The organism is Micromonospora narathiwatensis, assembly GCF_900089605.1.
Taxonomy (GTDB): Bacteria; Actinomycetota; Actinomycetes; order Mycobacteriales; family Micromonosporaceae; genus Micromonospora; species Micromonospora narathiwatensis.
In genome coordinates this window covers 3210937-3225019 of sequence record NZ_LT594324.1, presented here as the reverse complement: position 1 = coordinate 3225019, position 14083 = coordinate 3210937, and the positions used below count along the sequence as shown (strand labels likewise).

8 protein-coding genes are annotated in these 14083 nt (G+C 67.8%); 3 read left to right on the top strand and 5 right to left on the bottom strand.

Features of this window, described 5'->3' with window-relative positions; translation table 11 throughout:
• Genes GA0070621_RS13720 through GA0070621_RS13710 form a run of 3 tightly spaced genes read left to right on the top strand, consistent with a single transcriptional unit; the run spans position 1 to position 7031 of the window.
• The gene (locus GA0070621_RS13720; protein ID WP_091195416.1) at positions 1-1182 is read left to right on the top strand and encodes a restriction endonuclease-related protein; all 1182 of its coding nucleotides are present in this window, start codon (positions 1-3) and stop codon (positions 1180-1182) included.
• A 23-nt stretch (positions 1183-1205) separates the two neighbouring features.
• Positions 1206-4451, top strand: coding sequence for a DEAD/DEAH box helicase family protein (locus GA0070621_RS13715; protein WP_167666886.1), 3246 nt, complete (start codon positions 1206-1208; stop codon positions 4449-4451).
• A 15-nt stretch (positions 4452-4466) separates the two neighbouring features.
• Positions 4467-7031, top strand: a complete 2565-nt coding sequence (locus GA0070621_RS13710; RefSeq protein WP_091195413.1) for an RNaseH domain-containing protein — start codon at positions 4467-4469, stop codon at positions 7029-7031.
• A gap of 68 nt (positions 7032-7099) precedes the next feature.
• On the opposite strand, the gene GA0070621_RS13705 is transcribed toward GA0070621_RS13710, so the two are convergent.
• From GA0070621_RS13705 to GA0070621_RS13690, 5 genes are all read right to left on the bottom strand, one after another.
• Positions 7100-8395: a protein NO VEIN domain-containing protein gene (locus tag GA0070621_RS13705; RefSeq protein WP_091195409.1), complete on the bottom strand. Its 1296-nt coding sequence runs from the start codon at positions 8393-8395 to the stop codon at positions 7100-7102.
• A gap of 258 nt (positions 8396-8653) precedes the next feature.
• A complete protein-coding gene (locus tag GA0070621_RS13700) occupies positions 8654-8959 on the bottom strand; it encodes a hypothetical protein (RefSeq protein ID WP_091195406.1) in 306 nt (101 codons plus the stop codon).
• Between the two features lie 100 nt (positions 8960-9059).
• Positions 9060-10643 (bottom strand): PIN-like domain-containing protein, encoded by a 1584-nt coding sequence (locus GA0070621_RS29550; RefSeq protein ID WP_157739981.1) that lies wholly within the window; start codon positions 10641-10643, stop codon positions 9060-9062.
• Between the two features lie 762 nt (positions 10644-11405).
• A complete protein-coding gene (locus tag GA0070621_RS13695; protein WP_091195404.1) occupies positions 11406-12245 on the bottom strand; it encodes a phospholipase D-like domain-containing protein in 840 nt (279 codons plus the stop codon).
• Positions 12221-14056, bottom strand: coding sequence for a hypothetical protein (locus GA0070621_RS13690; RefSeq protein WP_091195401.1), 1836 nt, complete (start codon positions 14054-14056; stop codon positions 12221-12223). The genes GA0070621_RS13695 and GA0070621_RS13690 overlap by 25 nt, the downstream gene beginning before the upstream one ends.
• Positions 14057-14083 lie beyond the last annotated feature (27 nt).

The window sequence follows — 14083 nt, the reverse complement described above, 5'->3', positions numbered from 1 at the left end:
ATGCGGGGTGGGCCCGACACAAGCGTGCTTGATCGTCGTGCCCGGATCACCTCGGCCGCCTTACGGGCCGCGTACGCCTGGTCGGTGCGCGACCGTGAGCTGCGGGCGTTCGATGAGGTCGCGCGGATGACCGGTGTCGTGATGTTTGAGCTGGGCCCCGGCCGGGGGCCGGTGGCGCCACTGGACCTGGTGCGTTGCCTTCGCCGGCCGCTGGGCGCGCTATTGCCCCCGATCCAAGATGGCGACGATGGCCGTTACGGTATCGGCGTTGACGAGGTAGTGCTGCTTGACGGTGGCGACGTGCTGGCCGACGCCGCGTACGAGATCGGGTCAGACTATGTCCGTGAGGTGATCAGCGGGCTCGACCCGGGGCGGGACTGGCTGCCGTCGTGGTCGTGGATGCGGGCGAACGATGTCGAGAACGAGCTTTTTGCGAGGCTTATCGGCACCGCGGATGAGGCCGCGTACCGCACGGCCCGGCAGTTCCTGGTCGAGTGCCCCGCCGGTCGGGAGCATTTGCTGGCCGAGGAGTGCAACCGGCGGCAGGCGAACAGGGTGGCACGCTACGTGCCGGTGACCGAGGGGCAGTCGTATCGCTGCGGTGAACGCCGGTGGTGGTGGCCCTGCCGGGTGTGCGGATGGCCGATGGACGTGCGGGGACAGATGGTGCGCTGCCGGTACCCCTACCACACGGCGACGTACCAGGTGACCGACCGGGGCAAGGGCGGCCCGGGGCTGATCGCTGTGGACCGGCGACTGCCCGCCGGTGTGGGGCGCGGCCTGCCGGAACGGTACGACGCCGACGGTGCGGTGCAGGTGGAGGAGCCGGTGTGGCGGTTTGTCGTGGTTCCGGGGGCCACCGAGCTACGGCTGGCTCGACTGCTTACTGAGGCCGGGGCGACGGTCCGGTTGTATCCGGGCTGCGACCGCTACGACCTCGACATCGTGGTGGGCGATCGGCGTTGGGACGTTGATGTGAAGGAACACGCGACTGTGGAAGGACTGCTGCGGCACATCGGGGAGAACCAACCCTCGGCGCGGCACATCGTGCTGCCCGACACCCACGCGGGCCAGGTCCATGCGGTACGGGAGGCGTTGCCTACCTACACGATCCTGACTGAGGGGCAGCTGGTGAGCCAGGTCAAGGGCGCGGTGCGGCGCCGGAAGCGGAGTGCTTCGTGACTCATCAGCGGCAGGGTGAGGGTTTGGAGCAGAACAGCCTGCTGCTGCTCCGCGCGGCGGTGGGGCTAGCCGCGGTGCATTTTCCGCTCAAGGCGGACGCATGCGCGGTACTGGTCTCCAGCCGGGACGTGGCGTTTCTGCTCGACGGGCACGTTGATGTATGGCCTGCCTGGCGCGTCCTGAGCGGGGATGACACGCAGCGGATTGTGCGGTTGCTGCGGCTGCGGCGGGCGGAGTGCGCCGACGGCGAATGGGTGCGCCGGGCACTGCGACGGGGCCTGGACGAGGACGAGCTGCCCGCCTGCCGGCTGGTCACCGATGCGGACGACGCGCTGACCGTGGCGTGCGCGCCGGGGATGCCGCTGCGTGACTTCGTCGATGAGGCGCTGCGCGAGTTGGAGCGGCGTAGCACGGTCGGCCGGGGGAACACCCCGGTGGCTGGCCCCGGCCGATACCACACCACCATTCGGGTCGCAGCCGGTAGTGGCGCGGCGCAGGTGGTGGACCAGCGGTACGTTCTGCCGGCCTACCCCTCTATGGCGGAACCGGCGGGTCCCGTGGTGCGCACCTCCCCGCCGGCAGACGAGATCCTGATTCCCGCGCACGAACTCATCGAGCTAGCTGGCAAGATCGACGCCGCTCGTGGTGGTGCCGGCTACCGCGCCCGCTACGTGACGAAGCTGTGCCAGCGGCTCCGGACCGCCGACGGAGCGGTATCAGTCAACGGAATCCTCGAACTGCCCGCCGGCGAGACCCGGTTGCTAAACGCGCCGACCGGCATTGGCAAGAGCGTGATTATGGAAGTGGTCGCCTGCTGGATGGCCGCCCACGAGCTGGTCGTCACCATCGTGGTGCCGACCAATGCCGACGTTCTCAAGCTCGCCCGAGCCGTAGAACAGGACCTTGAGGCACTGGGCGTGGATGCCTCGGCTACCGCTTTGATGTCACCGTCGTCGGTGTTCGAGGTCGTCCAGAAGGTGGTTCGCACGCGGCCAGTCTGGGACCCTGACGGCGAGTGGACGATGGACCGGCTCGGCTACGGGTGCGCGCTGGCCGCGGCTGCAGAGACCGAAGGATCAGTCGACGGCTGGACGGCCGGGGCGGAGCCGTGCACCAGCCTGCAGCCAACTGGTGAGGAGACAGCGACCCGTCGGGCCTGTCCGTGGCGGACGACGTGCGGGAAGTTCCGCCTCGCCCGCGCCGCGGTTGACGCCTCGGTAATCCTGACCAGTCACGCCAACTTCCATGGTGGCCGGCTGCACCTTCCAGTCCGTGATGAGCATGGGCTTACCGATCGAATGACGGTCGAGGAGTTGGTGTTCCGCCGCAGCCACCTGGTCGTGATAGACGAGATTGACGCCTTTCAAAACAACGTGGTGTCACAGGCCGCCCGCGGGCTGGTCCTGGACCGTCGCGGCAGCACCCGTACCCCGTTGCATGAGCTGGAGGCCGAGTACGTGCGGGCGGCCGGCCGGATCAACCGGGAGGTCGAGTCCAGCGTCCGGGACATGGTGCACCACTCGAAGTTCCTGGCCTCGCTGTACACCGCCGCGTTGTACTTCGGCACCATCGGCGTCGAGGGCACCGCGGGAGCGGCGACCGGCCGGTACTGGCTGGTGCCCCGCCGCTGGGACGGCGCCCTTACCGCACAGCTGCACGACCTCGCCGAGCACGAGCCGCTGACACCGGAAATGGTCAGCGGGTTCAGGTCGCTGTTCCCAGGTGAGGAGCCCCCGCAGGCGGACGAGCCCGCCGAGTTCGCTGCGGTGCGGGAAATCCTGGCCACCGTGACCGAGGTCGGCAGTGGCGCGACTAGGCTGCAGGACAGCCGCGAACGCCTCGACGAGCTCCTGACCGAGCGCATTCGCGACGATCAAGATAGAGCAAAAGCTATCAATCGGCTGCTGCAACGGGCCATCTTGGACCGGCTGCGCCAGCACCTACGCCAGTTCGTCTTCGACGCCCCGCACCTGGCCGCCGCTGGCGTCCCAGCCGCCCGGGAGATCGCCGAGACGTTCGGCCCTTACAGCCGGTGGCGAGCGCTGCCCAACGGGCCGCTCGGCCGGCTGCTGTTCGCGTTCAGCCATCATGTCGACCCGACCGGGCGCCTGCCCATCCGGCTTAACGCGGCCGCGTTCGGCGGAGATCCGCACGTTTACACCACCACCCTCGCCGACATCACCGCGCTGTGCCGAGCTGGGACACGCCGGGCAGTGCTGGGACTGTCGGCCACGGCGTTCTTCCCGCAGGCGCCGCACCACCACGTCCACCTCGAACCGCACTGGTGGGTCACCGACGACGATCCGCAAGGTGTCCAGATTCTGCCCGCCTACGTCAACGAGCAGATCGGCGACGAGCGCGCGCTGCTGCGGGTGTCGGGCACCGAGGGGGCGCGGCGGCAGGAGGCACTGCGCCGCCTCGCCGAACTGCTGTGGCGCACCCGCCTGGAGCAGGAACTGCGACGCCTCGCGGATGAGGACCCGGACCGGCGCCTGGTGCTGCTGGCCACCACCTCCTACGACGGGGCGCGGGCGGCCGCGGAAGGTCTGGTCAGGGCCGGTGCCAACCCCCGCCGCATCTGCCTTGCGGTCCGCCCTCGAGACGCACCGGACATCGGCGATATCGGCGACGATCGGCCCGATCAGGCCGGCTGGCGGGAATTGGCCGCCGACCGGCTCGAAGAGGCTCCCGGCCTGGGCGTGGACGTCCTCATCGCCCCGCTGGCCCGGGTCCAACGCGGCGTCAACATCATCGGCGCCGGCGACCGGTCCGCGCTGGGCTCGATTTGGCTGCTGGTACGCCCGGTGCCGATCATCGACGAGCCCACCGAGCTCGTCGCCCACGTCAACGCCCACCCGCTCGCCCCAGATGCCAACGACGATGTACTGCGCGACCTGGAGCGCCGGCCCGCGGACGTCCTCGACGCCCGCAAGCAGGCCGCCGGCCACTACTTCGAACAGATCGTGACCAGCTTGCCCTACTTCCGTACCATGCCCCGTGAGGTCCAGCTCTCCGTCACTGCGGAGATCATGAACGGCATCGTGCAACTCGTCGGACGCGCCCGGCGCGGCGGCACGCCAGCCACGATCTACCTCGCCGACGGCGCCATGCTGGACCCCGCCGGCGGGCCGACGTTCGGCACGCTCGTCCGCAGGCTACGCGACCACTGGGAGCAGACCGGCCAGCTGCCCCGAATGCGGGAGCTATACGGCACCACGCTGGCCGAGTTCTTCCGCTACGCCGACGACGAAGCCAAGCTCCTCGCCTGACGGAAAGGGAACGCCATGCTCGCCACCCTGGGATACCGCATCCCGGCTGAGCACGTCACCGATCTTCTCGGACAGGTCACCGCCTATCCGTGGGGCGACGACTTCGCCGGTGCCTGGCAGCGCCTGCCCCGCACGCCGCGCCGGGGCGGCGCACCCGCCACCCCGCCATACCGGCAACTGCTCACCGGGCTGGCCGCCGTCCACGGCCAGCCGGTACGCATCATCGACGACTGGCAGCTATCCGACGATGACCGCGCCGCCGGTATCAAAGGCATGATCCTCACCAGCGATCCGATCGATCCCTTCCGCCTAACCATGTGCCTGCGCACTTTCGAGCGGCAGCTCCGCAAGGGCGAGGACCTCAACACCCTCGCCCCGGCGCTGCCGTCGGCCGACACCACCCGGGCATTCCGCGACCACATCACCGTCGCCGAGTCCGGCACCGCCACCGCCCCCGGCTGGCTCTTCGACTCCGCCACTTGGGCGATCATGGCCCGGGTCGGCTCACGGAAGCTGGCCCTGGACGACAACGGACCCTACCTCGCGCTCCGCATGGACACCGACGGGTCACTGCTGGCCTGGGATGAACTGGTCAGCAACCAATGGGGTGCCGACTACACGGGCTACGCCATGCTGCGCGTCACCGCCCGCATCATCACGCTACCCCGAGTACCGGACCTCGCCGTTGTCTTCGACGCCCACCTATCCAGGATCAACAACCAGTGGCGCGGATCCAAGAACGCCTGGATCGAGCGCGACAAGCCGGAACTGCCAGTCCTGCGGGTACCTGTCAAGAACGTGCCCCCCAAGACGGATGGTGGCCGGTGGACCACAGAAGTCGCCAACCACGCCGCCGCGATCGCGCAGGCGTGCGGAATGGAGCGACTCGACCTCGACCAAGACCTCCCACCACGGCCCGGGCGCACCCGGCCACTGGTCCCCGGACCGCGAGTCCACCCCGTCGGCAAAGGCCCCGGAGCCCGACTCATGCTGCGTCTGGCTGAACACATTGCCAGGACCTGCCCCCACCTCGAACCGCTAGAGTGGGCCAAGGACAAACACACCAAGGTCAAAACGCCCCGGCGGCAGGTCCTCACCGACCCCAAGGACAAGGGCACCGAGACCACCCTGCTGGTAACACCCGACATCATCACCGGCGCTGTCGCGGCTGCCGGATCCCACCGGCTCCGCCTGCTGTGCCTGTACGCGACGTCCGCAGCCCGTCATCGCATGGTCAAGCAACTGGCCGCCATCGCTTCCGCGACCGCAACAGCCCTCGACGATCAAGCCGTCGACGTGCATCCCGGCCTCGTCGTATCCTTTCATCGCGTCCCCGAACTGCTCGAACATGGCAACCGCGACCGTGTCGCACTGGCCAGCGACATCGAGGTGATCGCCAAACAGGAGACCGGCGCCGTCGTGGCATGGGTCGAGACTGAGTACGACCCGAAGACCGGCAAGGCCACCGACGACGCCAAGAACCCGGTACGCCGTCTCCTGTCCCGCCTCGACATCACCGCCCAGTTCCTCGCCACACCCCCACCACCAACCACCACTACGGCGCCCCGGCGCCAGCCCGTCAAGGCCACGACTGCGACCACCGCCAAGGCCGACCATCCCGCGATGGCGGCAGCAGCGGACCTGCTGCTGCGTACCACCGGCGTTCTGCACCCGGACCTGGCCCGCGATATTCTCCGGGACTTCCTTGATGGCACAGGCCATTCGTCAGTACACCTGGTCGGGCTGCACTCTCGCCTGCAGCACTCCGCCGTCGACGGCACGGCACCGAAGCTCGTGATCACCGCAACTGCCATCCACGCCCACCAGGACCCACACCGGTTCTGGCAGGTACGCATGTGGAGCGACACCGCCAACCGCTGGGTACCGCAACCTGCCGGCATCGCGCATTTCCACGCCGGACCGATCGGCTCGGCCCAGCACGGCCGCCGCGGCGCCAAGGCCGTCCAGACCCGTCTCCACGTCGAGTCGATCCTCGATGCGCTACCTGCCGGCCCTGTAGTCATCATGGTCGACGCGGCGGCCTTGCGGTCCATCTATCCCGGCCTGCAGAACCACCAGTTCGCCGTCGGCGCGCTGCCTGCGGTCAGCCTTACCGCTCAGCGTGACGTCGCCATCGTCCGCTGCAACACGAGCCGTGAGGTGCCTCGGCCGGTCCACCGCCACGGCGGCCACCAGCCCGGTGACCCCCGCCAGCCAGCCGCCCCGGACCGATACGTGTATCAGCTGGCCAGCAGCAACGTCTGGCTATTTCCCAAATCGTCGCGGATTTACCGCGCCAAAGGCGGCAGCATCGGAGCCCGCTACGCCCCGTGGACTCTTCCCGACAACCTCAGGCACCTGCTCAAGGATGACTGGCACGCCTACACCGGCACCGAGATCGCCGTCCCGCAGGCCGGCATCTGGAGCGAACGCGCCCTCGTCCTGCTCACCGCCCGCCTGTGCGACCACACCATCACCTGGGACGACCGCACCCTTGCACCCATGCCGCTGCACCTGGCCATCCGCGCCGACCTAACACACCCCGACTACAGGACCGACGACGAGGAAGCCAACGCATAACGAACCGCCTGTTGGACATCACAAGGGGGCGCGCCACCATCACCGCAAGCCGCTGCCGGCAACCCGCATCAGTCCTGTCGGTCGGCCTCGGCCGGCGTGAAGTCGAAGTCACGGGCCGAGAGCGCGCCGCCGTCCGGGTTCCAGGTGAAAACCCGGAATCTCCCGCTCGTCGGGTCGACTTCACCGTCCGACCCGAAGACGACATCGGACAGGATGCCGAGCACGCAGTCGCCGACGTGCTCCCGGGCCCACTGCACCTCGCGGCGTGAGACGATCACAGCTGCACCCTTGGTCTCGGTGCCCTTGGCCTCCAGCCACAGCGTTCGGCCGTGTTTAATGGCGATGGCGTCATAGGGATTGCCGAACCGGACGTCCCGCACGACCCAGCCGCGGTCGCGGAAGTACGCCATCAGCCGGTCCTGGGCGGCGTCTTCGACCTTCCGGCGCCGCGCGGGATCCATCTGCCAACCCTGCCGAGGCGAACCGCGCGCCGGCAGGGGGACCGGATGGCCGAGGTGGTCCGCCCAGAGCTTTTCGAGCTTCGCGGCGGCGCGCGGCGGTAGTACCCACCCGCTGCTCTGCGGCCGCCACGGGCCGCCCTCGGGGATTTGGCCGACCAAGAATGCGTGCGACAGGCCGTCCTCCGGCAGCAGGAGCGTGTCCCAGTCGATCAGTACGTAGTTGGCGTCCTCGTCAGCGCGGCTGTCGTCCCACTGCTCGGCCGGAAAGATTCGACTGGTGGCGGTGCCGCTGCCGATGATGCCGCGCGGTTCGGGCCCCTGCCGCAAGAAGAAGACGCGGTCGCCAGGTTCGATGCCGGTCTTGCGGTTCCCGGTGGCCCACTGCCCCCGCAGGATCCGCCCCGACTCGACCGCCTCGACGTCACGCGGGTAGACGTTCTCGGCCCAGCCGTCCGGGTTCCACCGCTCGGGGTTCCACGTCACCACCATCGTGACCCGCTCACGCCGGTCGAGGCCGGCCCGTTCGGCCGCTGGGAGTAAATCCAGCGCCGCAGTGTCGAAGTAGCCAACCGGGTTGCGATGTCGGGGCGCCGGCGCGCCCTTCAGCGCATCATGCACTCGATCGCCGGGCCGCAGCACCCGGCCCAATAGAGCCCACTTTGTCACGCCGTCAACATCGTGGCGCGTGCGGCCGTCAATCTCCGCAACGACCTGCACGCGGCCGCCGAACGACAGGGTGGCGACTCGCTCGCCGTCGACTCGGCTCCCGAGAATCCAGACGCCGCGGTTGACCTCCCACAGTTGGTCGTCGGTCGCGGTCGCCTTCCATCCCACCCAGGTACGTCCGAGCGGGTCACCGGGCGGCACGCGGCGCGCCTCGGTCAGCACGAAGTTCACGGCCATCCGCGCATCTTGCCGCGGTGGTCTGTCGAACGCTAGAGCCGGCAGGGCTGATCCGGACAAGCTGGCCGGCCTCACAGGCACAGCCCTCCCCGCCATGGCCCCAGGCAGCGCCGCGGACTGGCACAGGGACTACATCCTGGCCGACACGACCCCAGCTGATAGCGGCAGTGCGCGGCCTGCTCACCCAGATCGCCCCCGCCATCAAACGAAAGTGCTCACTCTCACTGGCACCGGCCCGCGTTTGCCGTCGGTGGAGCTCTACGTCGACGCGCACGGCTGGTCCGCGGTCAGTTCGGCCCGCTTGACGGTTGGGCGGTATCGGCCGCACTTGGTTGACTTGTGGGCGGCGTCTATCACTTGTGCGGTGACCGACGCGCGACGCTCGATGCCGCTGACGTCGCCGAGGGCGCCGATCCTGGTGGCGTCGCGTGCCCGTGCGGCGCGTGCGGTGACGTCGAGGATATGCACGTACCGGGTGCCTACCTCCAGGACGAAGAAACGCTCGATAGCGTCTCGATTTGGCCGCGAGAACGCTTGCGCCTTCGATTTCGAGGAAATGACCATACCGTAGCGCGTCTTGCCTCAGTGTTACCTCAGTAAGCGATGCGCAAAATTGCTATCGAGGCACGCGCAGACGCTGAGGGCAGGGCACCAATAGTTGCGGTCATGGTGCAGGGAGCAGTGGTCGGACCAAGTGAATGACCTGGAATCCGAACCGATCGCCGATTTCAAGTTGACTCTGCTGTTCTTCCGGCGAAATGGGCTCTCCTTCACGCAACGTCACGATAACGACAGGGCTTCCAGTGCCATCCGAATGATCCTCAACAGCAGACCAGATCAATTGACGAAAGTTGGCCGACCATCCCCAGCAGACGTACCTCTGCATGGAGCCGTCGGTAATATGGCAATGTCCTGGCTTGTCACCTAAAGATTCATCGATAATTCGCCACCCCGGCCCCATGGCCTGCCGTACTAGATCGTCAGCCCGTATATACTGCCGCGGCATATATGCCGCAAACTTTCCAATACCCTCGCGAGCACGTAAATATTCTTTCATCGGCCCATCTTTGAGCCAAGGCCGTATCCGATCTGATGGAAGATAGCGGTTGAGCGCTCCTCCAATCAGAGGAGATTCAACCCACCTGTCATACTGGGCGGATTTCTCGCGCCCGGTCAAGCTCTCCCAATTGATCTCGTCGGCTTCGCGGAAGAGCTCAGATAGAACCTGCTCCGAGATGCTACGCGGAATCAGCTCCGACGGCTCCGGGTTCACCTGCAGACTGTCGATGCGGGCGACGTCCTCAAGGGAACCCGCTTGAACCTGCACGTGCAATGCTTGCACGGCAAGCTGCATTAGGCGCTTAGGTTGCATCATGAACAAGGGAACGCCGGCGATCCGCCACATTTCAGAAACAAGCTCAGGCCGAGGGCCACGGATCTCTCCCCCCACCCGTCGCCACCAATCCTCCTTAACATCGCCGGTGACAAAGAGGACAGGCTTGCGGCGCTTCTTTGCTTCTCTTAGAACCTGCCCCCAGACCAGGAAGTCACCTGCCGCCGCATCACCTTCTTTAGCCTTGTCCTTGTAACCCGGTGGCACCCCCATTTCTACGCGGCGCAATCCTTCCTTGACCATCTGCGCGAGATCCTCCACGTTAGGTTGCATGCCCACCTGGCCGCGAAGAAGGGGCTCAAGGCGACGCAGCACGGGATCGCTGTTCGTATTCCGCGCCATCTCAATAGCATCAACATCCACGAAGTTTCTAATAGATCCCACAAGTTCATCGAATGCTCGGGCGATACTACCCTGCATTGCCGTCAGCCGGTCATCCGGCAAGGCAATACGATTGGCCCACGCTCTCACTAGCTGAAGTGCGCGTTTGCATTGATCTTGTAGATCTACGGACGTCTGCTCGGCCTTGACTTGCGGGTCCCTGATTGCGGCCTCGCGATTTCGCCAGAATTCCGCAAGCACTTGATGCGGAACCCAGAGTCGATCGCCGACAGTGTCGAAGATCGCGAACAGATCATTTTGAGCCTCGGCATTATAGCGATATACGTTCAGTAGGACGTTGGTGTCAGGCACCACAAGGCCGTTCGCAAGTGCGTGGTGGTAATCCTCATCCGAGGGTGTCCGATACCCCTCAAAACCGTCGAATAGCCCTTGGGGCATATCGGCATCCACAGTCTGTTCTCCCCAAACCGAAGGCGAGGAGGGGATTTCCCTCAGCAGCTCTTCGGCACACACCCGACTCTGACCTTGGCATTCGGCAGGATTCGGACCTGCGACAGGGTTAGGGTATGACAGGGTGAGGAGTGCCGCTGCGCCGGTGTGCCGCCACGCTCAGCAGACTTCTCGTTCTGCATAACGTGGCGGACGCACGATAGTGCAGTTCGCTCCACGGGTAGCTCCACTGACCGGTAACCAAGATCCGGGTTCGTGCCCTTGGCCTGGGTGCCCGCGCCGAAAGTCGCACTACACGGGAGAAGGTCTCTGACCAGGGAGAACGTTGCGTTCTGGTTGTCGAGGACTCAAGGATTTTAGGCTGATCGAGCAGGCCCGGTAACGCAGGGCCCCGGCAAAGTCGTGGGGTGTCTGGCTTGAGGTGGTTGGAGTAGACGCGCCCTTGCTGGTGGTAGCAGGGCGGGCATGACTGCTTCAGAAGATCATCGAGGTTCTCGAGGCCTTGTTGATCCGTCCGAAGTGAGCCATGCCCGCGCTGCCATCATCGCTAATCTCGTCGTTGTCGTGCGAGTTCGTTTGACAGACCAGTACCCGGCGACTGCTGGGGCGAAGGACGTCAGAACGACACCGAATCCCGCAGCAGCAGCGGTCTCGGAAGCCGTCCAGAGAACCGGGGGAAGCTCACCCCACCTTGATCGCGCCGCCGCAGAAACCCTTGCCACCGTCGCGCCCGCCGCAGACGAGGCTGTCCCGCCCACGCCAGCCAAGACAGCCGCGGCCACACGCCTGCCCGTGCCCCCGCGGATTCATCCTCGTGGCGGGCAGTCACGCTTGCGGCAGCCGCCGCCGGGCGAGCTCGTCACACACCGCGTCCAGCCACCGCTCGAGCGGCACCAGCCGCGGGCCGTGCAGCAGCACCCCTGCTTCCGCGTGCCCGGCCGACCCGGCCAGGGTCGGGTTCGCCGACCCGAGATAGGCCGCGTGCCCGTACGCGATGACGACCTTGAAATGGATGCCGAGGCCGGACTCCTCCCACGACCGGACCGTGAGTGTTCCGCCCACCGCGGCCGCCGCGTCTCGCAGCACGGTCACCGCGGCGGCGTTCGCGCTCGAGCGACCCGGCGCCGCCACCGACAGCGCCCGGGTCACGACGACCACCTGCCCGCCGCCGGCAAGCACCCGCTGCACGTGTGGGGCGAGCAGCCCGACGAACTCCCCATGCAGGAACGGCGCCCCAATCAGCAGCCGTCTGTCCGCACGCCCGGCGACCTCCAGCACCGCTCGGGTCGTCTCGACTGGGCGGGCGGCCTCGCCATGCACCGCGACCAGCTCGTCCAGCGCCAGACGCAGGAATCCTGGCACGGTCAGCACCAGCTCCCAGCGGTCGGTGTCCGCCGCGTGCGCCTCGGCGAGAACCGCGGCCTGCGCCAGCCGCACCGCGGCATCCAGCGTGACCGCCCCGGCCGGGTCGAGCACGCCGGCGTGCTGCAGCACCACCCGGGCCAGGCTGGAGTCGGCGACCGCGGCCTGCAGCTGCGCGACCAGCGTGCAGCCCGCCGCGCCCGCCGCAGCGGAGGCGGCCAGCCGGTGCGCGGCCGCCACCGGGTCGCCCGCCTGTGTAAGCAGCCCAGTCAGCGGGGTCAGGGCGTCCAGAACGCGCGCCACGTGATCTCCTCCGGGCTGGGCGCCGCGCCGCCAGCCGGTGGGAGCGACCCGAACAGCAGATTCCGGTCTAGGACCGTGTTGAAACGGGCGCACGCCACCTCCGACACGTAAAGGCACGCCGCGCACGCCCCGCCGAACGCGCCTCGGCACGGCGGGTCGAACACGCACCGGGACTCCGCGGCCAACTCGGTCAGCGCGTCCGGCAGGTCGAACCGGAACACGTGCTCCAGTCCACCGAGAATGAACTCGCTGCGAGTGTTGGCGTAGATGAGGAACGCGCCGTTGCTCGGGAACAGGAACTCGGCGAGGGAGTCGACGTTCAGCCCGCACCGGGCCGCGAGCGCCTTCATCGCGCGGTGCGCGAACGAGTGCGTCAGGCCGAGCACGGCGCGGGTGATTCTGTTCTCCGGCTCGGCGAACAGGTCGACGACCGGGTCGCACACGGTGAACAGCCAGCGTTGCGCGGCGGCCGCGTCGGTGATGCCGGGGTCGTCGACGACACCGGAGTCAACCAGCCAGGTCACGATCCGCAGCGGGTCGATCCGGAACAGCAGCCCTTCGGTTTCAGTCCGCACCCCGTACATGGGGAACTTCCCGTTGCGGGTGCCGGGGAAGAACCTGAACCGGGTGATGACGGTGTCGCCGCGTCGGTTCACCGTGCTCGCCCGCGGCGAGACCCGGGTGTATCCCGCGACGAGGTACGCGACCGGCAGCTGCCGCAGCAGTGTCACGTCCGCCAGCCCGTACCGGTCGAACAGCGGCCGGTACGTGCCGTACGCCGCGGCGAGCGGCCCGCCGGCGGCTTCGCCGAGCAGGTCCTCGACGCTCATCGCGTTTGCCGACCGGGCCAGCGACAGCTGCAGGCATTCCTCGCCGAGCAGGTCTAGCCGTTCCGGCTCCAGCCCGAGCGCGTCGACGTCGTCGCGCCACGCCGGCCCGCTGCCGGCCTTGGCCTGCGCGTCGGCCAGGCCGGCGTCGTACAGCGGATTCCCCGGCTTCCACCCCAGGGCCGCGGCGAGCGCCTCGAACTGGGCGACCGCGTCGTCGGACCCGCCGGCCGCGGTCCGCAGCCCGTCTACGCCTGGCGGCAGAATGGCGAGTGCCTGGGCGAGCGCGGCGGCGTGGGTGTGCTCGTGCGCGAGCGCGGCGTACGTGTCCCGCGTCGGCGGGTTGATCACCGTGACCTGCTGCGGGTAGTACGCGGAGGTCTGCGGAACCCGGGTGACGGTGACCTTGCCGCCCCGGCATTCGCACCAGCGGGCGACCGGCCGGTCGGAGCGGGTGCCGCACCGGGAGCAGGACCAGTACCAGCGGCCGATATTGAACGACTTAGTGTTGAACAGCCGCATCGCGGCCCGGCAGCTGTTCGCGCAATGCGGCGGCCGCAGCTCGCCGAGGTGCCCGCACTCGTGGATCTCGACGAACGTGAACTGCTCCATCGGCCCGTGCGTGGCGCAGTCCGGGACCCGCTCGCCGGCGCGGACGGTCCGGAACACGCCGCAGTCGCTGCACAGGTACGTGTTCGGGAACCGGGCGGCGCGCAGGTCGTCGGCGCGGACCAGCTCATACTTGCGCCGGTCGATGATGTCGAGCTCCGGGCCGCTGTTCGGGATGTTCGACGCGGCCTCGGCGAACGGGCGGATCAGGCGGCGCAGCTGCGCCTCTACCCACGCCTCCGGGATGCCGAGCGGGCTGGTCTGCCGCGGCGGTTCCCCGACGACGGCGGCCTTCGTGCCGAAGTTGTACGGCTGCCCGGGCATGTACCGCCACAGCGCCTGGATGTTGGTCCGGTTGAGCGTCTCGATCGCCATCGGGGGGCGTCTCCTTGAAGCAGGGCC